The following is a 26,130-nucleotide window of genomic DNA, read 5'->3' on the forward strand; positions in this document are numbered from 1 at the left end:
CGTGACCACGGGATCCGGGCAGGTCACCGCTGTTGCACACGGGTCCTCGGTGGTCGTGTCCCGAGCTCGACACAGGCGAGGAGGCCGTGTGTGAGACCCCTGCCCGACGGCGCGCAGGGCGCCACCCGGGCGGGCCGGCCGACGCCGCGCCCGCGACAGCCCGGGGACGGACGGGACTCCCCCGTCACCGGCTCGGCGCCCGCACCCGCCACCAGGACCAGCACCAGCGCCGCGGCCGAACGGATCGCGGCGGCCCGCGACGCGTTCCTGCACCACGAGCAGATGCGCGAGGACGCGGTGCGCCCGCCGATCCTGGCGTCCTGGATCCGGTCGCGGGACAGCGACGTCGCGCCCGACTCCATCGACCTGCCCGAGATCGGCCGCGAGACCGACAGCCCGCTGATGCGGGCGGCCACGCCGATCGTCTCCGAGCTGTGCGACCAGTTCGCCACCGAGCCGGTCAGCCTCATCCTCTGCGACGGCGACGGTGTCGTCCTCGACCGCCGGACCGGTGACTCGGCGCTGCGTCAGCACCTGGACCGGGTGTGGCTCGTCCCCGGTTTCTCCTACGCCGAGCAGCACGTCGGCACCAACGGCATCGGCACCGCGCTGGAGGGCAGGCGTCCGACCGAGGTGTTCGGGCACGAGCACTTCGTCGAGCACCTGGAGGACCTGGCCTGCGCCGGCGCCCCGATCCGGCACCCGGTGACCGGCAAGATCCTCGGCGTCGTCGACCTGACCTGCTGGCGGAGCGAGGCCAACGCGCTGATGGTCGCCACCGCCGCGACGACGGCCCGCCGCATCGAGGAGGCGCTGCTCGCCGCGTCCGGGCGGCACGAGCTGACGCTGCTGCACGACTACCTGACCGCGGTCCAGCGCGGGGGCGACTCCGCGGTGCTCGCCGTCGGCGACGACCTCGTGATGATGAACGACCGCGCCCGCGAGCTCATCGCACCCGGTGACCAGGTCCCGCTGCTCGCCGGGGCGACCGACGCGCTGCGGGCCGGACGCAACCGCCAGCTCGTCGTCGACCTGCCGAGCGGGGCGACCGCCCGGGTGCAGTGCCGGCCGAGCTGGAACGAGGCGGGCTCGGCGGGCGGCATCCTGCAGGTGAGCCTGACCCACCGCGACACCGTCGGCCGCGGCTCCGCGACCCCGACGATCACCACCGCGCTGCCGACCGCCGTCGGCTCGGGGGCGCTGTGGACCAAGTGCGCCCAGGCGGTGGACCGGCACTTCCGCACCAACGAGTGGCTGGTGCTGCAGGGCGAGCACGGCTCCGGCCGGACCACGCTGGCCCGCGCCACCCACCACCTCCACTCCCCCGCCGGGCACGTCCGTGTGCTCGACGCCGGCGACGTGGGCCCGCGCTGGCTCTCCGAGGTGTCCGACGAGCTCGAGGGCGGCGGCGGGACGCTGGTGCTGCGCGAGGTCGACCGGCTCCCCCCGGCCGCCGCGGCGGCGCTCGCCGACGTGCTCGAGCCGCACCGCGAGTCGACCGACCCGGAGCGGGCCTGGGTCGTCGCGACCCGCGGCAGCTCCCGGACGACCGACTCACCCGAGCTCGCGTCGCTGCTGGACTGCTTCCCGCGCACCATCGAGGTCCCGCCGCTGCGCCACCACGTGGAGGACGTCGCCGAGCTGGTGCCGTACCTGCTCGCCCGGCTGACGCGCGGCGCCGACCTGACCTGTGCCCCGGAGGCCCTGCGGGTGCTCATGCGGCACCGGTGGCCGGGCAACGTCGAGCAGCTCTACCAGGTGCTGCGCAAGGTCGTGAGCCGTCGCCGCACCGGGGTGATCCGGCTGGAGGACCTGCCGCCGGAGACGCGGGTGCTGGCCCGGCGGGTGCTGACCCCGCTGGAGTCGATCGAGTGCGACGCCATCGTCGACGCCCTGCTCGACGCCGACGGCAACAAGGCCGAGGCCGCGCGCCGGCTCGGGATGAGCCGGGCCACGATCTACCGCAAGATCCGCGGCTACGGCATCGCGACGCCGGAGGGGGCGGGGATGTCCCGGTAGCCTGCGCGGCGTGGGTCGCCGCAGCCGCATCGTCCGCGCGTTCTCCTTCCCGGAGGGCATGCCGCCCCCGCTGCTGGTGATGATCCTGCTGAGCAGCTCGATGGCCGGGGTGTTCGTCGTGGCGATGCTGCTGCCGGACACGGCGCCGACGTGGCTGCGGGTGGTGCTGTCCGCGCTCGCGGTGCTGGGCCTGATGCTGCTGACCGCGGCGCTGCTGCGCCGGGCGGCGGCGCAGGGCGGACGTCGGCGGACGGGCTGAGGCCCGCCCGGGGCTGCGTCGGCGCCACCCGGGCGCGTACCGCCGGCCCCGGGTCGTTGATCTACGGTCCGTTCCCATGACGGGAACGGACATCGCCGCCTCGTGGCCGGACTCGGCGTTCCCTGCCGACCCCTACCCGGGTGCCCGGCCGCCGTGCTCGTTCCTGCACGTCGGCGGCCGCACCCGTCCGCTGGCGGCCGCCCCGTCGGCCACCTCCGGCTGGCGCGCTGCGGACCGCTGCCTCGACGACGTGCTCGCCGACCTCGGCGCACCGCCGCTGGCCGCGCGCGTCCCGCTGCTGGCCTACGGCTCGAACGCCTGCCCGTCGAAGGTCTCCTGGATGCGCGGGGAGCGCGGGCTGACCGGTCCGGTCGTCGTGCTGCGGGTCCGGACCGAGGGCCTGGCCGCGGTGTGGTCGGCCGGGCGCCGGGTGGTCGACGACCAGCGCCCCGCGACGCTCGCGGCCGTGCCCGGTGTGACCGAGGAGCACGCGGTCTGGCTGGCGGCTCCGGACCAGTTCGCGGCACTCGACACCGTCGAGGGCCGCGACGCCGAACCGCCGCGTTACCGCCTGGCCCGGGTCGCGACCGGACGGGTCACGCTCGTCGACGCCGCCGGGGAGCTCGACCGGCCGTGGGCCTACCTCGCCCCGGAGGTCCCCACCGGCGACCCACGGACGGACCGGCGCCCGCTGCACGTCGACGGGGCACCGGTCCGCTGCGCCGACCTCGACCAGGCCGGAGCCGTCGCGCTCACCGGTACCCCCGGCCCGGACGGTCTGGACGCACGGACCGTCGACGGTGTGCCGGTGCCGGAGCAGTGGCCGTCGCGGGTGTTCGTCTACGGCACCCTCATGCCCGGCCGGCGGGCCTTCGGGATGCTGCGTGAGCACGCCTCGGGGGTGCTGCCGCAGCCGGTGCTGCTGCCGACGGGCGGGGTCGCCGACACCGGTCTCGGGTATCCCGCGCTGACCCTCGACACCGGCGACGGGGTACCCGGCTGGGTCGTCGAGCTGGCCGACCCGGAGACCGCGCTCGCCGCGCTCGACGCCTACGAGGGCCCCGAGTACGCGCGGTCCCGGGTGGTCCTCGGCGACGGCACCGTGTGCTGGGCCTGGGTGTGGACGGCCGCGCGGGACGGGCACGTGCCGCTGCCCCGCGGCTGGCCGGCCCCCTGAGACGCCGACCGGGCCCGCCCCCGACGGGGACGGGCCCGGTGCGGACCGGTGGTGCGGCTCAGGAGCCGGTCTTCGCGGCCTGCCGCGCGCGGTGCTCGGCGAGCCCCGGGACGTCCCGGCCGGCGATCGACACACCCTTCGTCTCGATGACGAAGTAGAGCGCGATCATGCCGACCACGCAGGCGCCCATCATGTAGTAGGCCGGGAACAGGACGTCGCCCGTGCCCTCGATGGCCGCCTCGTTGATCAGCGGCGCGGTGCCGCCGAACGCCGCCGTCGCCACGTTGTAGGAGATCGCCATGCCGGCGAACCGGACGTGGGTCGGGAACATCGCCGGGAACGTCGCGGAGATCGTCCCGAGCTGCAGCAGGTAGATCAGGCCGAGCACGGTGAACCCGAGGATCGCCAGCGGCACGCTCACCGCCATCAGCATGTACATCGGGATCGCCAGCACGAAGATGCCGACCAGTGAGATCCACCAGCACGATTTGCGGCCGATCCGGTCCGACAGCGCACCGGCGAACGGGATCAACAGCATCATCACGACCTGGCCGACCACGGCGACGGTGTCCGCACTCGCCGAGTCCATCGACAGCGTCGTCTGCAGGTAGGTCGGCATGTAGGTCAGCAGCGTGTAGTTGATGACGTTCAGCGCGATGACCAGTCCGAACAGCGCCAGGATCGGCTGCCAGTAGCGGACGATGAGGTCCTTGAGCGCTCCGGTCGCGGCGGACTCGGACTCGCCGGCGGCCTCCAGGTCCCGGAACACCGGGGTGTCCTCGAGCTTGGTCCGGATGTAGAGACCGATCATGGCCAGCGGCAGGGCGATCATGAACGGGATGCGCCAGCCGTAGTCGAGCATGGCCTGCTCGCCGATCGCGGTCTCCAGGCCGAAGACGACCAGCACCGCGAGCGTGAAGCCGGCCAGGGTGCCGAACTCCAGGAAGCTGCCCCAGAAGCCGCGCTTGCGGTCCGGCGCGTACTCCGCCATGAACGTGGCGGCGCCGCCGTACTCACCGCCGGTGGAGAAGCCCTGGATGATCCGCAGCAGGAACAGGAGCGCCGGGGCGGCCCAGCCGATCGTCTCGTACGACGGGATGACGCCGATCAGGAACGTCGCGACACCCATCAGGATGATCGTCATCGACAGGACCTTCTGCCTGCCGATGCGGTCACCGAGCGGGCCCCACACGAAGCCGCCGAGCGGCCGCAGGACGAACGAGATCGCGAACCCGAGCAGCGTGCCGAGATAGCCCAGCTCACCCGGGAAGAACGCCTGCGTCAGCTCGACCGTCAGATAGGCGTAGATGCCGTAGTCGAACCATTCCGTCGCATTCCCGATCGCCGACGCGGCGACCGCCCTCCGTAGTACGGAGGGCTCCACGTCGTTCTCGCCACTCTGTTGACCAGCACCTGCCGGAACCGATGACATTCGAGGACCCCCACTCGCGCAATGCGTAAACCGCTACCGGAAGCGCATTTCGTTACACGATCGACATATCCAGCACCATTGCGGTGTGCGGAGCCTACAGAGCCGAAAGAGGGGCTGCCACCCACGCGCGGTGATCGATACCGGTGCGCGACACCCACCCCGTGTAGCGTCGCCGGGGTGCTGGCGATCGACGGCCTCGCCAAGCGGTTCGGCTCCGCGACCGCCCTCGACGGGGTGAGCTTCACGGTCGGCGCGGGCGAGGTGTTCGGCTTCGTCGGCGGCAACGGGGCGGGCAAGACGACGACGATGCGGATCGTGCTCGGCGTCCTCGACGCCGATGCCGGCGCGGTCACCTGGAAGGGCGGCCCGCTCGGTCCCGCGCAACGGCGCCGGATCGGCTACCTGCCCGAGGAACGCGGTCTGTACCCACGGATGCGGGTCGCCGAGCAGCTCGTCTACCTGGCCCGGCTGCACGGGCTGTCCCGGTCGGCCGCGCTCGCCGCCACCGAGACCTGGACCGACCGGGTCGGGCTCGCCGACCGCCGCGGCGACGAGGTGCAGAAGCTGTCGCTGGGGAACCAGCAGCGGGTGCAGCTGTGCGCCGCGCTGGTGCACGACCCCGACCTGCTGGTCCTCGACGAACCGTTCTCCGGGCTGGACCCGGCGGCCGTCGACACCCTGGGGGCGGTGCTGCGCGAACGCGCCGCGGCCGGGGTGCCCGTGGTGTTCTCCTCCCACCAGTTGGAGCTGGTGGAGCGGCTGTGCGACCGGGTCGGGATCATCTCGGCGGGCCGGATGGCCGCGGTCGGGACGGTCGACGGACTGCGGGCCGGGGCCGCCGACCGCTACGACGTGACGGGCCCGCCGCCCGGCTGGGCCGACACCGTCGCCGGGGTGCGGGTCGTCGGCACCGAGGGCGACCGCACCCGCGTCGAGCTGGCGCCGGGCACCGACGACCAGACGCTGCTCGCCGCGGCGCTGGCCGCCGGACCGGTGCACGCGTTCGGTCCGTACCGGCCGCCGCTGACCGAGCTGTACCGCGACGCCGTGCGCGACCGCGCCGTCCCGGCGACCGACGGTGCCCGATGAGGACGGTGCTGCTCGTCGCGCGGCGGGAGATCACCACCCAGCTGCGGTCGCGGACGTTCGTCGTCGGGATCCTGCTGATGCTGCTGGTGTTCGGCGGCTACGGCGCGGTGATCGTGTTCGCCGGGTCGCAGAGCTCGTCGTCGTCGCTGGTGCTCGACGGGCCGGCCCGCGAGCTGCGCGGCGAGCTGCAGGGCACCGCGGACCGGCTGGGCACCGCGCTGCGGCTGACCGAGGCCGGGAACCGGGCCACCGCCGAGTCGATGGTCCGCACCGGCGAGGCCGACGCGATGCTCACCGGCGCGCCGGGTACCTACCAGCTCGTGGGCCTCGACGACGTCGCCCCGGGGCTGCGGTCGCTGGTCGCCGACGTCGTCGAGCAGCAGGCCGTGCGCGAGTCGCTGCTCGCCGCCGGCGCCGACCCGGAGCGGGTGAGCACGCTGTCCGGGGTGGGCGTGCGCACCCTCGAACCGGTCGACACCGAGCTGGGCCAGCGGGTGGGGACCGCGTTCATGGTGACGTTCCTGCTGTTCTTCTCGGTCACCGCCTACGGCGCGGCCGTCGCGCAGGGGGTGGTCGAGGAGAAGTCCGGGCGCGTGGTGGAGCTGCTGCTCGCGACGATCCCGGCCCGGCAGCTGCTCGCGGGGAAGGTGCTCGGCCTCGGTCTGGTCGGGCTGCTGCAGCTGCTGATCCTCGGCGCGGTGGGCGCGGCCGTCGCGGTGGGCACGGGCGCGCTGGCCGTCCCGGCGCTGCTGCTGCCGACGCTGGTGTCGGCGCTGGTCTGGTACCTGGTCGGGTTCTTCCTGTTCGCGACGCTCTACGCGGCGGCGGGGGCGCTCGTGTCCCGTCAGGAGGAGCTCCAGTCGGTGACCGCGCCGATCGCCGTCGTGCTGCTCGTGCCGTTCCTGCTCGCCGTCGCCGTGCTGCCCGTGGACCCGCGCAACCCCGTCACCACGGTGCTGTCGTTCGTGCCGTACCTGTCGCAGACGCTCATGCCGGCCCGCACCGCGCTGGGGGTCACCGCGTGGTGGGAGCCGGTCGTCGCGTTCGTGCTGGCGCTGCTCGCGCTGGCCGGGATGGTGGTGCTGTCGGCCCGCGTCTACCGCAACTCGGTGCTGCGCACCGGGGCGCGGGTCCGCTGGCGGGACGCCCTCAGGACCGGGCGGCCTTGACCTGGTCGTAGCGGGCGAGCGCGTCCTCCCGCTCGGCCTTGTGGTCGACCATCGGCTCCGGGTACCCGTCCGGGATGCCGCCCGTCAGCTTCCACGGCTGGTGCACGGCCTTCCCCTCGACGTCGGCGAGCTCGGGCACCCAGCGGCGCACGTAGTCGCCGTCGGGGTCGAACCGCTCGCCCTGGGTGATCGGGTTGAAGACCCGGAAGTACGGCGACGCGTCCGTCCCCGACCCGGCCGTCCACTGCCAGCCGTGCTGGTTGGAGGCCAGGTCGCCGTCGACGAGCAGCGCCATGAAGTGCCGCGCGCCACGCCACCACGGGATGTGCAGATCCTTGACCAGGAACGACGCGACGATCATCCGCACCCGGTTGTGCATCCACGCCTCGCCGCGCAGCTGGCGCATCCCGGCGTCGACGATCGGGAAGCCCGTCCGGCCCTCGCACCAGCGCTCGAAGTCGGCGTCGGCGGCCTTCCCGGTGCGCAGCGGCAGGTGGTCGAAGGCCGTGTCGTAGTTCCCCCGCGCGGAGTCCGGGCGCCGGTACAGCACGTCGGCGTAGAAGTCCCGCCAGGCGATCTCGGTGCGGTAGGTCTTCACCGAGTCACCCTTCCGCTTCGCCAGGTCCGCGAGCAGCGTGCGCGGGTGGACGCAGCCGTACTTCAGGTACGGCGACATGCCCGAGGTGCCGCGCTCGGCCGGCAGGTCGCGGGCGGACCCGTAGTCCTCGACGCCCTCGTCGAGGAAGTCCTTCCAGCGGGCCAGTGCCGCGGACTCCCCCGCCTCGGGCAGCTCGGCCTCGACCGGCTCGTCGTCGGGGACCTTCACCGCGCGGGGCCCGCCGTCCTTGTCCGACGGATCCATCCAGGTGCACGTCGACGCGTCGGTGTCGGCCGGGGCGCGCCAGCCGTGGTCGGCCCAGGCGCGGCTGAACGGGGTGAACACCTTGAACGGCCCGCCGGTGCCCTTCTCCACCCGGCCGGGTGCGACGGCGTAGGGCGAGCCGGTGCGGACGAGTTCGACGTCGTCCTCGGCGAGCGCCTTCTCGACCTGCTCGTCGCGCTCGCGGCCGTAGGGGCCGTAGTCCGCCGCGACGTGCACGGTCTGTGCGCCGACGGCCTTCGCGATCCGCGGGACGACGTCGGCCGGGTCGCCCTTCACGACGAGCAGCTTCCCGCCGAGTGCCTCGTCGAGCTCGCGCAGACACCCGAAGAGGAAGTTCGCGCGGGCCGCACCGGAGGGGGACAGCAGGGCCGGGTCCAGCACGAACAGCGCGAGCGCGCGGTCGGCGGCGTCGGCCGCGGCGAGGAACGTGGGCTGGTCGGCGACCCGGAGGTCGCGCCGGAACCAGACGACAGCAGTACTCGGCGCCATGCCGGTCGACGCTAGCGGCGCCACCGCCGCGCCGCCCGCCGAGCCGTCGCACCCCTCCGGTGTGCCCCCAGGGGAACTCTCGTGGCTTAGAGCGCTACGAGGGTTCCCCTGGGAGCGCCGGGGCGGCGGTGCGCGAGGCGGGGCGGCGGCTCCCCGGAACGAGCGAGCGGGCCGGTCGTGGGACCGGCCCGCTCGGGGGGCGAGGCGGTGGGGCTACGCGGTCAGCGCTGCCCGACGGGCACGTACAGCCGCTCCGCGGAACCGGTGTAGAGCTGGCGCGGACGCCCGATCTTGTTCTGCGGGTCGTTCATCATCTCGCGCCAGTGCGCGATCCAGCCCGGGAGCCGGCCGAGCGCGAAGAGCACGGTGAACATCTTCACCGGGAAGCCCATCGCCCGGTAGATGACGCCGGTGTAGAAGTCGACGTTCGGGTAGAGCTTGCGCTCGACGAAGTAGTCGTCGGCCAGCGCCTTCTCCTCGAGCGTCATGGCGATGTCGAGCAGCGGGTCGTTGACGCCGAGCTTCTTGAGGATCGTCTCGGCCTGCTCCTTGACGATCTTCGCGCGCGGGTCGTAGTTCTTGTACACCCGGTGCCCGAAGCCCATCAGCTTCGCGCCCTGCTCCTTGTTCTTGACCCGGTTCACGAAGTCGTCGACGTTGCCGCCCTCGACGTCCTTGATGCGGGTCAGCATCTCCAGGACCGCCTGGTTGGCGCCGCCGTGCAGCGGGCCGAACAGCGCGTTGATGCCGGCGGAGATGGAGGCGAACAGGTTCGCCTGGCTGGAGCCGACCAGCCGCACCGTCGAGGTGGAGCAGTTCTGCTCGTGGTCGGCGTGCAGGATCAGCAGCGTGTCGAGCGCACGGACCATGTCCGGGTCCAGCTCGTAGGGCTCGGCGGGGAACCCGAAGGTCATCCGCAGGAAGTTCTCGACCAGACCCAGGGAGTTGTCCGGGTACAGGAACGGCTGCCCGACGGACTTCTTGTACGCGTAGGCCGCGATCGTGAAGACCTTCGCCATGAGCCGCACGGTGGAGAGCTCGACGGCCTCCTCGTCGTGCGGGTCCAGCGAGTCCTGGTAGAAGGTCGACAGCGCGCTGACCGCCGACGACAGCACCGGCATCGGGTGCGCGTCCCGCGGGAAGCCCTCGAAGAAGCGCTTCAGGTCCTCGTGCAGCAGGGTGTGCCGGCTGATCCGGTTGGTGAAGGCGTCGAGCTGCTGCTGGCTCGGCAGCTCGCCGTAGATCAGCAGGTAGCTGACCTCGAGGAACGTGGAGTTCCCGGCCAGCTGGTCGATCGGGTAGCCGCGGTAGCGGAGGATGCCGGCGTCACCGTCGATGTAGGTGATCGCGGACGAGCAGGCAGCGGTGCTGGTGAAGCCCGGGTCGAAGGTGACCAGGCCGGTCTTGCCGAGCAGCTTGCTGACGTCGACGGCCTGCGACCCCTCCGTCGGGGTGTGCACCGCGGTCTCGAACTCGCCGCCCGAGTACCGGAGTACGGCGGTGTCGGACTTGGCGGCGGTCTCGTCGGACATGTGGAGGTTCCCTCTCACAGCGGGGATCAATCGGGTCTCGGGCACACGCTAGCCCGCCGGGGCGATTCCGCAGAACGCGGCGACGATTCTCACCCTCCGTCGCGGGGTGCCCGATATCGGAGGAACTCCGGGAAGCGCCACACGCACAGCAGCACGCCGACGATCACGGCGAGGCCGCCGAGCGTCGCGGTGGGGCCGGGCCCGACGAGCGAGGCCACCGACCCGTGCCACATGTCGGCGAGCCGGGGCCCACCCGCCACGACGACGATGAACACGCCCTGCATCCGGCCGCGCATCTCGTCGGTGGCGACGGTCTGCAGCATCGACGACCGGTACACCGAGCTGACCAGGTCACCGGCACCGGCGACGGCGAGCGCGAGCACCGCGAGGAACAGCGACCCGGTGAGCCCGAACACGAGCACCCCGCCACCCCAGACGCACACCGCGACGACGACCGCGACGCCCTGGCGCTGCACCTTCTGCAGCCAGCCCGAGAGCACTCCGCCGGCGACCATCCCGATCGGGATCGCGGCGTACAGCAGACCCTGCTGGACACCACCGTCGGCCGACCCGCCGAAGGTGTCCACCGCCATCTGCGGGAACAGCACCCGGGGCATGCCCAGACCCATCGCGATCACGTCGACCAGGAACGAGACGAGCAGGATGCGCTGCGTCCCGACGTAGCGGAAACCGTCGACGACCGAGCGCAGCCCCACCTTCGGGCGGGCGCCGTCCACCCGTTGCGCGGAGCTGGGCAGCGCGGGCAGCCGCCAGGTCGCCCACAACGTCGCCAGCAGGAAGATCGCGTCGATCAGGTAGAGCGTCGACAGCCCGATGAACGGGATCAGCACCCCGGCCAGCAGCGGCCCGAGCACCGCGCCGACCTGCACGACGGTCATGTTCAGCGCGTTCGCCGCGGGCAGCTGCTCTGCGGGCAGCAGGCGCGGGATGACCGCGCTGCGGGTGGGCTGGTTCATCGCGAGCATCGCCGACTGGAATGCGAACAGCACCAGCACGACCCACACGTTGCCGGCGCCGCTGGCCGACACCACCCACAGCGCCAGCGAGCTCAGCGCGATGCCCGACCCGGTGAACAGCAGCATCACCCGGCGGTCGACGGCGTCGGCGACCGCGCCGCCCCACAGCCCGAACACCACCAGCGGGACCAGGCCGAACAGCCCCGTGAGTCCGACGTAGGCCGACGAGCCGGTCAGCTGGAAGATCTGGATCGGCACGGCGACGACCGACAGCTGCGCACCGATCACCGTCACGATCCCGGCCACCCACAGCCGCCGGTAGGCGGGCGTGCGCAGCGGGGTGGTGTCGGCGAAGGTCGACCGCAGCAGCCCGGTGATCCGCGACGCGCGGGTGCGGACGGTCGGGCCCTGGTCCGCGGCGGAGGGGACCGGGCGGGTCGGGGTGTCCCGTTCCGCACCGGGCACGGGCTGCGTCGGCCCCTCGCCGGGATCGTTGCGCGTGCTCACGACGTCAAGGTGTACACGGACGCCCCGACGACGCGCCTCCGGGATCTCCCTAGGGGGCGAGCCGCCGCACGGACCAGGAGTCGTCGCGGCCGACCTCGAACCGCAGCCGGTCGTGCATCCGGTCGGCGCGGCCCTGCCAGAACTCGACCTGCCACGGCACGATCCGCCAGCCGCCCCAGTGCGGGGGCCGCGGGATCTCGTCCACGCCGTCGAAGCGGCGGGTGACCCCGGCGAGCGCCTGGTCGAGGACGGTGCGCCCGGCGACGATCGTCGACTGCGCCGACGCCCAGGCACCCAGCTGCGACCCGCGCGGGCGCAGCGCCCAGTAGGCGTCGGACTGGGCGTCCGAGCAGCGCTCCACCCGGCCGGAGAGCTGGACCTGCCGCTGGAGGTCGTACCAGGGGAAGGTGACCGAGGCGACGCGCGTGCGGTTCAGGTCGTGGCTCTTGGCCGAGGTGTAGTTGGTGTAGAAGACGATCCCGCCGGCGTCGAGGCCCTTGCACAGGACGGTGCGCGACGACGGCACCCCGTCCGGGTCCGAGGTCGCCAGGACCATCGCGTTCGGCTCGGTCAGCCCGGCCTCACGGGCCTGCTCCAGCCACGCGGTGAGCTGTTCGTGCCAGGTCGGAGCCAGGTCGTCGACGTCGAGCGGGCGGCTCGAGTAGTCCGTCCGCATCCTCGCGAGGGCGGGCGCGTCGGTCATCGGTTCCCCTTCCGGACAGGTGCGTGCGTCTCGCACGGTAAGCGCGCCGGAGCCGCGTGTGCACCCGCCGATCGGAGTGGTCGCGACCGGTGTTCACGGACGGGAGTCCGGTTCGTGATCGACGCCACCGGCCGGTCGCGTTGCCCCGCTGACCCGTTCGGAGCAGGGTGACGGCGACGATCCGAGCCGAAGGAGACCCGGTGACCGAGACGACCGCGCACGAGGTGCCCCCGCCGCCGCCCGGCTTCACGTCCGGGCTGGAGGGCCACGTCGCGTTCCGGACCGAGATCGCCGAGCCCGACAAGGACGGCGGGTCGCTGCGCTACCGCGGCGTCGACCTGGAGGACCTCGCCGGCACCGTGACCTTCGGCGACGTCTGGGCCCTGCTGGTCGACGGCCGGTTCGGGCAGAGCCTGCCGCCCGCCGAGCCGTTCCCGATCCCGGTGCACACCGGTGACGTCCGGGTCGACGTGCAGGCGGCGCTGGCCATGCTCGCCCCGTACTGGGGCTACCGCCCGCTGCTCGACATCGACGACGCCGAGGCCCGCGACAACCTGGCCCGCGCCTCGGTGATGGCGCTGTCCTACGTCGCGCAGTCCGCCCGCGGCATCGGTGTCCCCGCGGTGCCGCAGTCGCGCATCGACGAGTGCTCCACCATCACCGAGCGCTTCATGACCCGCTGGCGCGGCGAGCCCGACCCGCGCCACGTCGCCGCCGTGGACGCCTACTGGGTGTCCGCCGCCGAGCACGGCATGAACGCCTCGACCTTCACCGCCCGGGTGATCGCCTCCACCGGCGCCGACGCCGCCGCGTCGCTGTCCGGCGCGATCGGCGCCATGTCCGGCCCGCTGCACGGCGGCGCCCCGGCCCGGGTGCTCCCGATGATCGACGAGGTGGAGCGCACCGGCGACGCCGGGGCGCTGGTGACGGGCCTGCTGGACCGCAAGGAGAAGCTCATGGGCTTCGGGCACCGGGTCTACCGGGCCGAGGACCCGCGGGCCCGCGTGCTGCGCCGCACCTGCCGGGAGCTGAACGCCCCGCGCTACGAGGTGGCCGCCGAGCTGGAGCGCACGGCACTGGCGATCCTGCGCGAGCGGCGCCCGGACCGTCCGATCGAGACCAACGTCGAGTTCTGGGCGGCGGTGATCCTCGACTTCGCCGAGGTCCCGCCGCACATGATGCCCGCGATGTTCACCTCGGCCCGGACCGCGGGCTGGTCGGCGCACGTGATGGAGCAGAAGCGCGAGGGCAAGCTCGTGCGCCCGAGCGCGCAGTACATCGGCCCGGGCCCGCGCCGTCCGCAGGAGGTCGAGGGCTGGGACTCGGTCGTCGCCCGCTGACCGGGACCCGCGCCCGTGCGTCGTACGGGACCCCTCCCCCGAGCTTGCCGGGTTGGTTCTCGGTCACGGTCGACCTCTGTCCGCCCGGTTCTGCCCTACCGGACATCGGGGCCCCCGGGCGGGATCTCCGGCGATCGTGAGCCGATGGTGATCAGCCGGTGGGCAGCGGCGCGGGGACCCGCCGGCGCCGGATCGCCAGCGACAGCCCGGCCGCGACGACGCAGAGGACGGCGCCGCCGTACCAGGCCGCGTCGTAGCTGCCCAGCGCGTCGCGGACCAGCCCCGCGACGAGTGCGGCGAACGCCGCCCCGATCTGGTGCGAGGCGAAGATCCAGCCGAACACCACCGCCGAGCGGGCGCCGAACGCCTCGCGGGCCAGCGCCATCGTCGGTGGGACGGTCGCGACCCAGTCCAGGCCGTAGAACACGACGAACGCGAGCATGCTCGCGTTCAGATCGGTCCCGAACAGCGGCGGGAGCAGGAACAGCGACAGCCCGCGCAGCGCGTAGTAGGCGCCCAGCAGGAGCCGCGGGTCGACGCGGTCGGTCAGCCAGCCGGAGAAGATCGTCCCGAGCAGGTCGAAGATGCCGACCAGGGCGAGCAGGGAGGCCGCCGTCGTCGCGGGCATGCCGTGGTCGTGCGCGGCGGGGACGAAGTGGGACTGGACCAGCCCGGCCGTCGTCGCGCCGCAGATGAAGAACCCACCGACGAGCAGCCAGAACGTGCCGGTGCGCGAGGCGTCGGCCAGGGCCCGCAGCGCCAGCCGCGCGGCACCCGTGCGCTGCGGCGGGACGACGTCGGCCTCGGTGCCGCCGTAGGGCAGGACCCCGGCGTCGGCGGGGCGGTCCTTCAGGAACAGCAGCACGACCGGCACCACGGCCAGCGCCGCGCCCGCGGTGATCAGCGCCGCGGGCCGCCACCCGCCCGACTCGACGACGGCCGCGACGAGCGGCAGGAACACCAGCTGCCCGGTGGCGGTGGCGGCGGTGAGGACGCCGGAGACGAGGCCGCGACGGGCGACGAACCAGCGGTTCACCACGGTCGCGACCAGCGCCATCGCCATCGACCCGGTACCCAGCCCGACGACGACGCCCCACAGCAGCACCAGCTGCCAGACCGCCGTCATGAACACGGTCGTGCCCGCGCCGACCGCCACCATGACCAGCGCGGTCGCGACCACGCGGCGCACGCCGAAGCGCTCCATCAGCGCCGCCGCGAACGGCGCGGTCACCCCGAACAGGGCGAGGTTCACCGCGAGCGCGAAGGAGATGGACCCGATGCCCCAGCCGAACTCGGCGTGCAGCGGCTCCACCAGCACGCCCGGCGTGGAGCGGAACCCGGCCGCGCCGAGCAGGGCGAGGAACGTCGCTCCGGCCGCCCACCAGGCCGGGTGCACCCGGCGCCGCTGCGTGTCCGCCGTCGCGGGCGCTGTCGTCATGGCTCCATCGTGCGGTGGCGCTGCGATGCGCAACAGTGGCCGCTCGGACGACATGTGCAAGAATTCGGCCATGCACCGGGTCGGAGTGCTCGCCGTCGACGGGGTGATCGCCTTCGAGCTGAGCATCCCCGAGCGGATCCTCGGCACCACGACCACGGCGGACGGCACCCCGCTCTACGACGTGCGGGTCGCCACCGTCGACGGCGGCCCGGTCCGCACCAGTGCCGGGTACCGGGTGCTGCCCGAACACGGGATCGAGGCGCTGGAGCGCGCGGACACCCTGGTCGTGCCGGCCGTGCGCGGCCCGAACACCGGCGACCCGGGCTCGGCCGTCCTCGGCCTGGTGCGCCGGGCCGTGGACCGCGGCGCGCGGGTGGTCGCGATCTGCACCGGCGCGTTCACCCTCGCCGCCGCCGGAGTGCTCGACGGCCGCCGCGCCACCACCCACTGGGCGCACGTGGACGACTTCCGCGCGCTGTACCCGCACGTCGAGCTCGACCCCGACGTGCTGTTCGTCGACGACGGCGACGTCCTCACCTCGGCGGGCGTCGCCGCGGGCCTCGACCTCTGCCTGCATCTGGTGCGCCGCGACCACGGCGCCGGGACCGCCGCGGCGACGGCCCGGCGCAACGTCGTCGCGCCGTGGCGGGAGGGCGGGCAGGCGCAGTTCGTGGAGTCCCACGTCCCCGACCCCGGCGGCGGCCCCGACACCCGCGCCGTGCGCGAGTGGGCGTTGCAGCACCTCGACCGGCCGCTCGCCGTCGAGGAGCTGGCGGAACGGGCGTCCATGAGCGTGCGGACCTTCACCCGCCGCTTCCGCGCCGAGACCGGCACCAGCCCGGGGCGCTGGCTGTCCGCGCGCCGCCTCGACCTCGTGCGACGCCTGCTGGAGACCACCGACCTCCCCGTCGAGCAGGTCGCGGCCCGCTCCGGCTTCGGCACCACCGCCGCGCTGCGCCAGCGGCTGCACGCCGACATCGGGATGGCCCCGCTCGCCTACCGGCGCTCGCACCGCGCCCCCGCCGTCACCCGGTGACGCCGGCGGGTGGCACGCAGCACTCGTCGCACGGCACGCCGGTCCGGCTGCGACACTGGTGGGGTGACCTCCCCTGCCGATCTGAAGATCCCCGGCGATCTCCTTCCGCAGGACGGCCGCTTCGGATGCGGTCCGTCCAAGGTGCGCCCCGAGCAGCTGTCCGCCCTCGCCGCGACCGGCGACTCCCTGATGGGCACCTCGCACCGGCAGAAGCCGGTGAAGGAGCTCGTCGGACGGGTGCGGTCCGGGCTGGCCGAGCTGTTCTCACTGCCCGACGGCTACGAGGTCGTCCTCGGCAACGGCGGCTCCACCGCCTTCTGGGACGCGGCCGCGTTCGGCCTGGTCCGTGAGCGCTCGCTGCACCTGACCTACGGCGAGTTCTCCCAGAAGTTCGCCGACACCACCACCGGCGCGCCGTTCCTGGCCGACCCGGTGATCGTCAAGGCCGACCCGGGCAGCGCGCCGGAGCCGGTGAGCGACCCGTCGGTCGACGTCATCGCGTGGGCGCACAACGAGACCTCGACCGGCGTCGCGGTGCCCGTCAACCGGCCCGCGGGCACCACCGACGACCAGCTCGTGCTGATCGACGCCACCTCGGGCGCCGGCGGGCTGCCGGTCGACATCACCCAGTCCGACGTCTACTACTTCGCCCCGCAGAAGGGCTTCGCCTCCGACGGCGGCCTGTTCCTCGCGATCATGAGCCCGAAGGCCCTGGAGCGGGTCGCCGAGCTGGCCGCGTCGGACCGCTGGATCCCGCCGTTCCTGTCGCTGGCCACCGCCGTCGACAACTCCGGTAAGGACCAGACCTACAACACGCCGTCGCTGGCGACCCTGTTCCTGCTCGAGGACCAGGTCCGCTGGATGAACGCGCTGGGCGGGCTCGACGGCTGCGTCGCACGCACCCGCGACTCCTCCGACCGGCTCTACACCTGGGCCGACAAGAGCAGCTTCGCGACGCCGTTCGTCACCGACCCGGCGCACCGCAGCCTGGTGGTCGGCACGATCGACTTCGACGACGCCGTCGACGCCGCCGCGGTGGCGAAGGCGCTGCGCGCGAACGGGATCGTGGACACCGAGCCGTACCGGAAGCTGGGCCGCAACCAGCTGCGGATCGGGATGTTCCCGGCCGTGGAGCCGTCGGACGTCTCGGCGCTGACCGCGTGCATCGACTGGGTCGTGGAGCGGCTGGGTTCCTGACCGTGCCCCGGGAGGGCATCCCTCCCGGGTGAACGAGGACCGTCCACCGAGGTGGGTCGACCGGCTGCGGTCGGCCCACCCGGCGGCGGCCCTCGTCGTGGCGGCGGTGCCCGCCGACACCCCGACCGTCCCGACCGTCGCCACCGGGGCGCCGCTCCCGGACAGGTCCCGGCCGCCCGCGGCCGCTCTTCTGCTCGTCGCCGTCGCGCCCTCGGAGTCCACGCGCCCCCGGCCTGCGGGCGATGTCGTCCCGCGACGCCGCCGACGCCGTGCCGGCGTCGCGAACCCGGCCTCGGGCGGATCCGGCCGGGGTCGGGGCGGGCGGGGATCACCCACGCCGGCGGTGGACGGCCGCGCCGCCCGGGGCGACGCGCGGCGGACAGCGGGCGCCCGCGTGCGCGTCGGCCGGTGATCCACATGGCGCGCGCAGCTCCGTCGTGAGCGCGCGTCCGGACGCGCGCGGGCCGCCGATCACCGCGCGGACCGCGGATCACCGCGCGGGCGGGGGATCACCGCGCGGGCGGGGGATCGCCGGGCGGCTCCGGTCACCGCGGCAGGAGCGCGCCCGCAGGTGCCTCGCGTCCACCCGCCACGACGGCCCCGCCGCCGTCCCCGTCGTGACACCGCGCCGAGGGGATACGTCCCGGCCGTCCCGTTCCGCATCGGGGTGGCTCCGGCACCGCGCACACCGGGTTGTGTCGCGGCGCAGCGTCGTTGCGTGATCGATAGCAACTCGTTGTAGTCACACACGTATCAATCGCCCCAATTACCTCGTGAGTCACGAACTGTGCGACGCTGCGCACGGTGAGTGAGAACGGCTCGGCGGTCCCCCGGGCGAGTAGGTGTTGTCGACCAGGCAGAACTCGCCCGGCGCGCCTCACCCGGCACGGACCCCTCGCCATCTACCGTCACCCGGACGGGGACGACAGCAGGAGGTCAGGTCGATGCGCGCGTTGCGGGTCGTGGGGGTGACCGGGGACGGCTCGGTCGTCCTCGAGGACCCGGGGCGTCGCGAGCGCTACACGGTGCCGGCCGACGAGCAGCTGCGGGCCGCGGCACGGGGTGACGTGACCCGGCTCGGCCAGATCGCGATCGAGTTGGAGAGCCAGTTGCGCCCACGGGAGATCCAGGCCCGAATCCGGGGTGGCGCGTCGGTCGACGAGGTCGCAGCCGCGGCCGGCGTCCCGACCCAGAAGATCGAACGCTTCGCCTATCCCGTCCTGCTCGAACGGTCGCGGACCGCCGAGCTGGCCCAGGGCGCCCACCCGCAGCGCGCCGACGGACCCGACTCGCGCACGCTCGGTGAGACCGTCGCGCACACCTTCGGCCTGCGCGGACAGGACTACGGCGGAGCCGGCTGGGACTCCTGGAAGGGCGAGGACGGCAAGTGGGTCGTCGTCCTGACGTGGCAGACCGGCCGCTCGGACAACGCCGCGCACTGGGCGTTCCAGCCCGGCGCGCACGGCGGCACCGTCGTCGCGCTGGACGAGCACGCCTCCGACCTCGTCGAGGGTCTGCCCGCACGCCCGCTGCGTCCGCTCGGCGCGGTGGTCGACATGGCCCGCGACGAGGACCACACCTCCCAGGCCCCGACGACCGCCGCTCCGGCGCGCGCCGTCGCAGCCGCCGGTGGGCAGCAGCCCGAGGCCTGGGCCGGGCGCGGGATCGCGCCCGAGCAGCGCCGGGCGAGCCCCCCGCCGCCCCGGACCCGCGTCGAGACGCCCGGTCGCACCGTGGGCGCCCGCCCGGACGACACCCGGGCCCCGGCCGCCGCGGCGCCCGTGGTTCCCCAGCGCGCCGAGCAGGTCGAGGACGCCGGGTCCTCCGCTGCGGCCGACACCTCGCAGGCCGACTCCGCGACCACCGACGGCACGGTTGCCTCGACCGCCACTGCGGACGCTCCCGGCGCCGACACGACCGCGGCGGCCGGCACGGGTACGGGCACGACCGGCGCGGCCCCGAACGGCTCCGCCTCGACCGGCACCTCGCCGGACGACGTCTCCTCGAACGGCGCCTCCTCGAACGTCTCGGCCACGGCCGCCGCGGCACCGGTCGGCGCGGCCCCGACCGGCCGGGACTCGACGGCCTCGGACACCGCCGACGCCGACCCGGCCACCCCGGTGTCGGCAGGCACCGGCTCCGCCGCCCCCCACGGGACCGGCACGGACGCGGCCGCCACGGACGCGGTGGCCCCGGCCGCCACGGACGCAGGCGACACGACCGCGTCCGGTGCGGAGACGTCCGCCACGGACTCCGGGTCTGCGGGCGACGCGGCGGGCCCGGCCGCGTCGTCGGCGACGACCTCGCCGGAAGCGGCCACGGCCACCCCCGCGTCGGACGCCGCCGCACCGACCACGACGAACCCGGGCTCGACCACGGCGGCCCCGGCGCAGGACACCGGGACCGCCGCGTCGACCACCGTGGCACCGACCACCCCGGCACCGACCACCCCGGCGTCCGCGGGCACCGCCGCGGGCTCCACGAGCACCTCCGCCGACCACGGCGAGGCCTCCCCGGCCGCGTCGGGCGACGCCCCCGACGAGGGGACCGACGCACCCACCGGGACCGCCGCGGCCGCCACCGGGGCACCGGGCACGTCGCCGTCGAACGGCTCGGAGCAGGAGACGGACCCCTCTCCGGCACAGGACACCGAGAGCGCGGCCCCGCGCCGCCCGTCCACCGCCGGGTCGCGGCGGACGAAGAAGGGCAAGCCGGTCATGCCGTCGTGGGACGAGGTCCTGCTCGGCGTCCGCGGCCAGCGCTGACACGTTCCCGCACGGCGTCCGGTCTCCCGCGCCGGAGCCGGCCCCGTGTGGGAGCACGGATCCGGTGCGGGGCCGCGCCCGCGGTCAGCCCCCGCCGGTGACGGCGTGGAAGGCGACGGCGGCGGCCGTCGCGACGTTGAGCGAGTCCACGCCGCTCGCCATCGGGATCCGGACCCGGCGGTCGGCGGCGGCCAGTGCCTCGTCGGTGAGGCCGGGACCCTCCGCACCCAGCAGCAGCGCGACCTTCCGGCCACCCAGACCGGCCGTGGCGAGGGGCTCGGCGTCGGCGGACGGGGTGAGGGCGGCGACGGTGAAACCCGCCTCCCGCAGCCGGTCCAGCGAGGCGGGCCACGCGCCGTCGAGGGTCGTGAACGGGACCCGCAGCACGTGCCCCATCGAGACGCGGACGCTGCGCCGGTACAGCGGGTCCGAGCAGCCGGGGCCGAGCAGGATCGCGTCGACGCCGAGGGCGGCGGCGTTGCGGAACAACGACCCCAGGTTCTCGTGGTCCCCCACCCCCTCGCAGACGGCCAGCGTGCGGGCGCGGGCCAGGACGTCGTCGAGGGACGGCGCCGGAGCCCGGTCGGCGACGGCGAGCACCCCCCGGTTCAGGTGGAACCCGACCGCTCGGGCCATGGTGTCGGCGTCGGTCGCGTAGGCCGGGACGTCGACGCCGGCGAGGTCGTCGGAGAGCTCGTCGAGGCGACGCGGGACCCCCAGCAGGGAGCGCACCGGATACGGCGAGTCGAGCAGCCGGCGCACGACGACGACACCCTCCGCGATCACCAGCCCGCGCCCACCGGGCCGATCCGGGCGCCGATCGGCGGTCGTGAGGTCGCGGTAGTCGTCGATTCGGGGGTCGTCGGAGTGCTCGACCGTGGTGAGTATGGCCACGACGCCCGATCGTCCCACGTCACGGACCGTTCGCCGCGCCTGGTCGCCCGGTCAGCCGGTACCGCCCGGTCCGGCGATATGACACGGTGTAGTGCCGCCTCCTTCGGCACGGTCCTCCGCCGTGTGAGTGAGAAGGCGCTCCCCGTTCGATGGAGGTCGGTTCGCGCATGGGTCAGGTGGTCGACCGGACGACGTTCAGCCGGCGCGACCGCCAGCGGTACCGGATCAAGGTGCAGCGCTGCCTGGACACTCTCGGTGACCTGCTCAGCAGCTACCCGTTCTCCGACACGGAGCCGATGACCGGCGTCGAGATCGAGTTCAACCTGGTGGATACGGAGCTGGCGCCGTCGCTCAACGGGAGCGACGTGCTGGACACGATCAACTCGGGCGAGTGGCAGACCGAGCTCGGCCGCTGGAACCTCGAGCTGAACCTGCCGCCCCGGCCGCTGCCCGGCGACCAGTGGCGCCAGCTGGAGCACGAGCTGCTCGACCTGCTCGCGGGCGCCGGGGCGAAGGCCGGTGACCTGCGCACCCAGCTCGTCATGATCGGGATCCTGCCGACGCTGGACCCGGCACACATGACCGCCGAGGCGATCTCCGCCGAGGACCGCTACGAGGCGCTCAACGACCAGATGCTCAACGCCCGGGGCGAGCCGATCCGGATCGACATCGCCGGCTGCTCGCCGGAGGAGCGGGTGAACGCCGACTTCGACACGATCATTCCCGAGGCGGCCTGCACGTCGATGCAGCTGCACCTGCAGGTGTCCCCCGCCAACTTCGGGCGCTACTGGAACGCCGCGCAGTGCCTGGCCGGTGTCCAGCTGGGGCTCGGGTCGAACTCGCCGTTCCTGCTCGGGTCACAGCTGTGGTCGGAGACCCGGATCCCGCTGTTCGAGCAGTCCTGCGACGTCCGGACCCCCGAGTTCCACAACCAGGGGGTACGGCCGCGGGTCTGGTTCGGTGAGCGCTGGATCGACTCGGTCCTGGACCTGTTCTCCGAGAACGCCCGCTACTTCCCGGCGCTGATGCCGCTGACGTCCGATGTGGACCCGGCGACGCAGATGCGCGACAAGGGCTTCCCGGACCTGCCCGAGCTGACCCTGCACAACGGCACGATCTGGCGCTGGAACCGGCCGATCTACGACAGTACGGGCGACACCCCGCACGTCCGGCTCGAGAACCGGGTGCTCCCCGCGGGGCCGACGACCGTCGACATGGTCGCCAACGCGCTGTTCTTCTACGGCCTGCTGCGCACCCTGGTCGAGGCCGACCAGCAGCTGTGGCGGTCGGTGTCGTTCGAGGCGGCGCGGGAGAACTTCCAGACGGCGGCCAAGCACGGCATGCACGCTCCCCTGTACTGGCCCGGCACCGGCTGGGTGCTCCCCGACGAGCTCGCCCTGCGCAAGCTGCTCCCCCTGGCCCACGAGGGTCTCGCCCGCTGGGGCGTCTCCGGCGCGGTCTGCGACCGGTACCTGACGGTGCTGGAGCGGCGCTGCGTCACGCGTCGGACCGGGTCGTCGTGGCAGATCGACACCGTCGCCGCGCTGGAGGCGCGGGGCGCGGACCGGATGACCGCGCTGCGCGGCATGCTCGAGCGCTACCTGGCGCACTCGACCGCGAACCAGCCCGTCCACACCTGGGAGATCCCCGGCTGATCGGCTTCACCATCGCGAAGCATTCTCCGCGACCGGGCCCGCTCACCGCCCGCACGTTCCTACCGTCCCCCTCCGCACACCCGCCCCGGGTGTGCGTACGGGACGGAGGGACATGTCCATCCAGCACCACCCCGACCGGCGTCGATGACCCGGGCGACGACGATGTCCCCGTTCCGGCTGTTCGGCCGCACCGCCCGCGACGGGCGCCCCCTCGACGACGGCCCCGACCCGTGGCTCGACGACCCGGCCCCCGCCCCGGCTCCACGGCCCGCCGCGCCCCGGGAGGCCGCCCCGGCTCCGTCGACCCGTGGGACACCCGCGGCTCCGGCGGCGGAGGGCCCCGCGACCGCGGCGGCGCGACCGGCGGTCTGGACGCCGCGGCGGCCGCCACAGGAACCGGTCGCGGAGCCGGAGCCGGTCACCGATCCCTTCGGCTTCCCGCCGGTGCCGCCGGCCGGGCCGCCCCCTGCCGTCGCCCCGGTCCCCGCCACCGCCCCCGTCTCCGACGAGGTCGCCGCGGCCTGGGCGGCGTGGGCGCCCGCCGCGACGCCGCGGGCCGACGGCACGCAGGGCGGCGCGGATCCCGGCGTACCGCCCTCCGCGTCCGACACCGCGGCCGCTGCGTCCGGCCCGGCACCCGCTGACCCGGACTCGTCCGGCTCGGCGGCGCCGTCCGGACGGGCGACGCCCGCTGTGCCCGCCGGCCCGGCGTCCTCGGGATCGGCGCCCGCCACGCAGGCGCTGTCCGGCCCGGCACCGTCCGATCACGGTCCGGTGTCCCGCTCGGCCGGAGCGCCGGCCGGGGCCCCGTCACCGCTCGTCGACCCCGCCGAGGCGTCCGCGCTGGCCGGGGCCTTCGCCGCGGACCTGCTGTCCTGGGACGAGGACGACGTCGCCCGCCGCGGCCGCGTCCTCTCCGCCTACCTGCCCACGACCGCGGCCGACGGACTGCTCGGCTGGACCGGATCCGGACGCCAGCGGGCCGACCTCGTGCTGCCGGGCCGCGTCCGCACCGACGGCGGCCGGGCCGTCGTCGACGTCCGGGTGCGGGTCGTGCCCTACCGCCGCGTCGACGCCCGCGGGACGGCCGCGCCGGAACCCGAACCCGACGACCCGATCGGGGCACCCGCCGGTGCCCCGGCCCCGGCCGCGCGCGGCTGGCGCGGGCTGGCCGCGCGATGGGTCCGGCTGGAGGTGGGCGTGGTCCTCACCGGCGACGGTCTCGTCGTCGACGCGGGGCCCGAGGCCGAGCCGGCCCGGCGACCGTCGCCGGTCGACCTCGCCCGGGGCGGTGCGCGGTGAGCGGGCGGATGCCGGTCGTCGGCGGTCTGGCCGGCGGGGTCGGGACGACGACCGTCGCCCGGGCCCTGCACGGCCGTGACCTGGGGCGGGTGTGCGGGCCGGACCTGCTGCCCGACGTCGTCGTCACCCGGGACACCGTGGCCGGGCTGGCCGCGGCGGCCCTCGTCGCCCCGGCGCCCGGGCCGGGCGCGCCGGTCCTCGTCCTGCACCCCGGCACCGCCGACCCCGACGGCATCGACGCCGACGCCGCGGGGCCCGGCTGGGCGGCCGTCGTCGCGCTGCCCGCGGTGCCGGGCTGGGCCCGCTCGGCCGACCCGTGGTCGGACGCGGCCGGGGTGCTCACCCGGCCCGGGCCCTCGGCCGCGGTCCGCCGCTACGCCGACGCGATCGGCCGGATCGTCACCGCGCTGACGACGTCCGGCCGGCTCGACCGGCCGCTCACCCCGGCCGGCGTCGGTGGGCTGCGACCCCTGCGCGGGGTGCTGGCGGTCCCGACCGGGCCGGTCCGGTGAGCCGTGCGAGCGCTGCTGATCGTGCCGGTCGTCGTCGCACTCCTGCTGGGGGCCGCGGGGCAGGTCCTGGCCGCACCGGCCGCGGAACCGGTCACCTCGGGCGTCGACGCGGCTCGCGTGCCGGAGGCGGCGCGGCCGTACCTCGACCTGGTCACGGGCCTGACCTCGCAGGGCTGCCCGGAGCTGCCACCGGCCTGGGTGGTCGCGCAGGTGCAGGCGGAGTCGGGATGGGATCCGGGGCTGCGCACCGGCAGCGCCGCCGGGCTGCTGCAGGTCTCGGAACGGACCTGGGTCGCGGCCGGGGGCGCACCATGGCCGGACGCGGCGCTGACCGAGCCGGAGGGGCACCTGCGCGTCGTCGTGCCGTGGCTCTGCTCGACGCTGCGCGCCGCCGCCGGGTACCTGGCGACGACCCCGAAGGACGTGCCGGTGCTCGACGCGATGCTGGTCTGCCACATCGCGGGCTGCAGCCGGGTCACCGGCTCGGCGTCGGGGGTCCCGACGGGCGGGGAGGCGGACTGCTCGCAGGCGTGCGCGTCGGCGGTCCGGCGCTATCTCGACGCGGTGCACGGCTTCGTCGCGGACTACTCCGGTACGACGGCCGTCGACGACCGCGAGTCGTCCCCGCCACCGCCGCAGAAGGCCGCCCCGGCGAAGGCACCGGCGGCGAAGGACGCCGCGAGGGCACCGGCGGCGAAGGACGCCGCGTCGGCGCCGGCACCCGCCTGGACCGGCGGCGCGACGGGCTGCCACGAACCCGATCCGGTGCGCTCCGACGGCTGCCTGACCGGCGCGACGGAGCACGGTCTCGAAGCGGTCCGGGCGGTCTTCGGCCCGACCATCGAGACGGTCGGCTGCTGGGACGAGCACCTGCAGAACCCGCGGTCGGACCATCCGAAGGGCAGGGCCTGCGACGTGTTCACCGGGAAGGCCGGGGCGTTCGCGAAGGGCGCCGACCTCGACGAGGGCTGGGCGATCGCGCGCTGGCTGGAACGCAACGCGGCCCCGCTGAAGGTCGAGTACCTGATCTGGCAGGGCCGCTACTGGGACCCCTCGGTGCGCGCCGACGGCTCCGGCTGGGGCCGTCGCTACACCGGCGGCGGGGTCTACGACACCTCCGACGCGACCGGCGGCCACTACGACCACATCCACATCAGCTTCGCGGAGTGATCCCGTGCGACGTTCCCTGCCGCTGCTCGTGCTCGCCGCGGTCCTCGCGGTGCCCCTGGCCCTGCTGGTGCCGGCGCTGCTGCCCGGACCGCCGTCGCAGGCCGTGCTGACCTCGGCCGACCGGGACGCCCTCGGTGATCCCGGTCCCGTCCGCGGAGCGGAGCCACCCGTGCCGGCGACGCGGCCGTCGTCGCCCGGGGCGGTGGCACGCGCCTACCTCGTCGCCGCGCACGGCACCCGGGCCGGCGCGGCCGCGGGCACCACCCTCGACGGCACCCCGTACGCACTGCCCGGCAGCCCGGCCGCGGCCGGAGCGCCCGTCCTCGACCCGCCGCCGCCCGGCGCGGAACGGACCGCCGAGGTCGAGGACCTCGACGAGGGCGCCACCGACTGGGCCCGCGGGCGTACCGCGCTCGTCGCGACCGTCCGCACGACGACGGCCGGCCCCGGCGCGGCCCCCGAGGTCCGGCGCTGGCGTACCCGCGTGGTCGTGGCGCTCGACGCGGCGGGCCACTGGCTGGTGACCGCCGACACCCCCATCACCACCGACACCCCCGACGTGGACGACTGACGTGACCGAACCTT

The 26,130-nt window shown here is 74.6% G+C and carries 21 protein-coding genes; 14 read left to right on the forward strand and 7 right to left on the reverse strand.

What is annotated here, in order from left to right; all coding sequences use genetic code 11:
• The first annotated feature begins 90 nt into the window (after nt 1-90).
• The 3 genes from KPF22_RS27030 (at nt 91) to KPF22_RS27040 (ending at nt 3,455) form a co-directional block, all read left to right on the forward strand.
• Entirely contained in the window at nt 91-2,019 is a 1,929-nt protein-coding gene (locus KPF22_RS27030; RefSeq protein ID WP_224403669.1) for a helix-turn-helix domain-containing protein, read from the forward strand.
• 10 nt (nt 2,020-2,029) lie between these two features.
• Nucleotides 2,030-2,278, forward strand: a complete 249-nt coding sequence (locus KPF22_RS27035) for a hypothetical protein (RefSeq protein WP_224403670.1) — start codon at nt 2,030-2,032, stop codon at nt 2,276-2,278.
• 76 nt (nt 2,279-2,354) lie between these two features.
• Nucleotides 2,355-3,455, forward strand: coding sequence for a gamma-glutamylcyclotransferase (locus KPF22_RS27040; RefSeq protein WP_224403671.1), 1,101 nt, complete (start codon nt 2,355-2,357; stop codon nt 3,453-3,455).
• Between the two features lie 58 nt (nt 3,456-3,513).
• Here KPF22_RS27040 and KPF22_RS27045 read toward each other — a convergent pair whose 3' ends face one another.
• A complete protein-coding gene (locus tag KPF22_RS27045) occupies nt 3,514-4,839 on the reverse strand; it encodes an MFS transporter (protein ID WP_224403672.1) in 1,326 nt (441 codons plus the stop codon).
• Nucleotides 4,840-5,064: 225 nt separating this feature from the next.
• Between KPF22_RS27045 and KPF22_RS27050 the strand changes: the two genes are divergently transcribed.
• Together KPF22_RS27050 and KPF22_RS27055 are read left to right on the forward strand one after the other, a co-directional pair.
• Nucleotides 5,065-5,976: an ABC transporter ATP-binding protein gene (locus tag KPF22_RS27050; protein ID WP_224403673.1), complete on the forward strand. Its 912-nt coding sequence runs from the start codon at nt 5,065-5,067 to the stop codon at nt 5,974-5,976.
• Entirely contained in the window at nt 5,973-7,145 is a 1,173-nt protein-coding gene (locus KPF22_RS27055) for an ABC transporter permease (RefSeq protein WP_224403674.1), read from the forward strand. The genes KPF22_RS27050 and KPF22_RS27055 overlap by 4 nt, the downstream gene beginning before the upstream one ends.
• Here KPF22_RS27055 and KPF22_RS27060 read toward each other — a convergent pair.
• The 4 genes from KPF22_RS27060 to pdxH all read right to left on the reverse strand — a co-directional run bounded on the left by KPF22_RS27060 (nt 7,126) and on the right by pdxH (nt 12,236).
• The gene (locus tag KPF22_RS27060; protein WP_224403675.1) at nt 7,126-8,517 is read right to left on the reverse strand and encodes a deoxyribodipyrimidine photo-lyase; all 1,392 of its coding nucleotides are present in this window, start codon (nt 8,515-8,517) and stop codon (nt 7,126-7,128) included. The two genes, KPF22_RS27055 and KPF22_RS27060, sit on opposite strands and share 20 nt — an antisense overlap.
• A 221-nt stretch (nt 8,518-8,738) precedes the next feature.
• Nucleotides 8,739-10,049: a citrate synthase gene (locus KPF22_RS27065; protein ID WP_062399893.1), complete on the reverse strand. Its 1,311-nt coding sequence runs from the start codon at nt 10,047-10,049 to the stop codon at nt 8,739-8,741.
• Between the two features lie 89 nt (nt 10,050-10,138).
• Nucleotides 10,139-11,533 (reverse strand): MFS transporter, encoded by a 1,395-nt coding sequence (locus KPF22_RS27070; RefSeq protein ID WP_224403676.1) that lies wholly within the window; start codon nt 11,531-11,533, stop codon nt 10,139-10,141.
• 49 nt (nt 11,534-11,582) lie between these two features.
• Complete coding sequence (gene pdxH / locus KPF22_RS27075) at nt 11,583-12,236, reverse strand: pyridoxamine 5'-phosphate oxidase (RefSeq protein ID WP_224403677.1); 654 nt, start codon at nt 12,234-12,236, stop codon at nt 11,583-11,585.
• Nucleotides 12,237-12,436: 200 nt separating this feature from the next.
• Between pdxH and KPF22_RS27080 the strand changes: the two genes are divergently transcribed.
• Entirely contained in the window at nt 12,437-13,576 is a 1,140-nt protein-coding gene (locus tag KPF22_RS27080) for a citrate synthase 2 (protein WP_208824598.1), read from the forward strand.
• Between the two features lie 151 nt (nt 13,577-13,727).
• Here the strand turns inward: KPF22_RS27080 and KPF22_RS27085 are convergent, their stop codons facing one another.
• Complete coding sequence (locus KPF22_RS27085) at nt 13,728-15,014, reverse strand: MFS transporter (protein ID WP_224403678.1); 1,287 nt, start codon at nt 15,012-15,014, stop codon at nt 13,728-13,730.
• 70 nt (nt 15,015-15,084) lie between these two features.
• On the opposite strand from KPF22_RS27085, the gene KPF22_RS27090 reads away from it, so the two are divergent.
• From KPF22_RS27090 to sepH, 3 genes are all read left to right on the forward strand, one after another.
• Nucleotides 15,085-16,050 carry a GlxA family transcriptional regulator gene (locus KPF22_RS27090; protein ID WP_224403679.1) on the forward strand — a complete coding sequence of 322 codons (966 nt, stop codon included), beginning with the start codon at nt 15,085-15,087 and terminating at the stop codon, nt 16,048-16,050.
• 63 nt (nt 16,051-16,113) lie between these two features.
• The gene (gene serC / locus KPF22_RS27095) at nt 16,114-17,247 is read left to right on the forward strand and encodes a phosphoserine transaminase (RefSeq protein WP_178374680.1); all 1,134 of its coding nucleotides are present in this window, start codon (nt 16,114-16,116) and stop codon (nt 17,245-17,247) included.
• Nucleotides 17,248-18,191: 944 nt separating this feature from the next.
• Complete coding sequence (gene sepH, locus KPF22_RS32415) at nt 18,192-20,012, forward strand: septation protein SepH (protein ID WP_244327536.1); 1,821 nt, start codon at nt 18,192-18,194, stop codon at nt 20,010-20,012.
• A gap of 84 nt (nt 20,013-20,096) precedes the next feature.
• On the opposite strand, the gene KPF22_RS27105 is transcribed toward sepH, so the two are convergent.
• Nucleotides 20,097-20,906 carry an RNA methyltransferase gene (locus KPF22_RS27105; protein ID WP_208827030.1) on the reverse strand — a complete coding sequence of 270 codons (810 nt, stop codon included), beginning with the start codon at nt 20,904-20,906 and terminating at the stop codon, nt 20,097-20,099.
• 167 nt (nt 20,907-21,073) lie between these two features.
• Here KPF22_RS27105 and KPF22_RS27110 point away from each other — a divergent pair, with 167 nt between their 5' ends.
• The 5 genes from KPF22_RS27110 (at nt 21,074) to KPF22_RS27130 (ending at nt 26,116) form a co-directional block, all read left to right on the forward strand.
• The gene (locus KPF22_RS27110; RefSeq protein ID WP_224403680.1) at nt 21,074-22,561 is read left to right on the forward strand and encodes a glutamate--cysteine ligase; all 1,488 of its coding nucleotides are present in this window, start codon (nt 21,074-21,076) and stop codon (nt 22,559-22,561) included.
• Nucleotides 22,562-22,723: 162 nt separating this feature from the next.
• Nucleotides 22,724-23,863 carry a hypothetical protein gene (locus KPF22_RS27115; protein ID WP_224403681.1) on the forward strand — a complete coding sequence of 380 codons (1,140 nt, stop codon included), beginning with the start codon at nt 22,724-22,726 and terminating at the stop codon, nt 23,861-23,863.
• Nucleotides 23,860-24,375, forward strand: a complete 516-nt coding sequence (locus tag KPF22_RS27120; RefSeq protein ID WP_224403682.1) for a hypothetical protein — start codon at nt 23,860-23,862, stop codon at nt 24,373-24,375. The genes KPF22_RS27115 and KPF22_RS27120 overlap by 4 nt, the downstream gene beginning before the upstream one ends.
• A 3-nt stretch (nt 24,376-24,378) precedes the next feature.
• The gene (locus KPF22_RS27125) at nt 24,379-25,545 is read left to right on the forward strand and encodes a hypothetical protein (RefSeq protein WP_224403683.1); all 1,167 of its coding nucleotides are present in this window, start codon (nt 24,379-24,381) and stop codon (nt 25,543-25,545) included.
• Between the two features lie 4 nt (nt 25,546-25,549).
• The gene (locus KPF22_RS27130) at nt 25,550-26,116 is read left to right on the forward strand and encodes a hypothetical protein (protein WP_208827096.1); all 567 of its coding nucleotides are present in this window, start codon (nt 25,550-25,552) and stop codon (nt 26,114-26,116) included.
• Nucleotides 26,117-26,130 lie beyond the last annotated feature (14 nt).

The organism is Pseudonocardia sp. ICBG1034 (assembly GCF_020131375.1).
In the GTDB taxonomy this organism is placed as follows: domain Bacteria; phylum Actinomycetota; class Actinomycetes; order Mycobacteriales; family Pseudonocardiaceae; genus Pseudonocardia; species Pseudonocardia alni.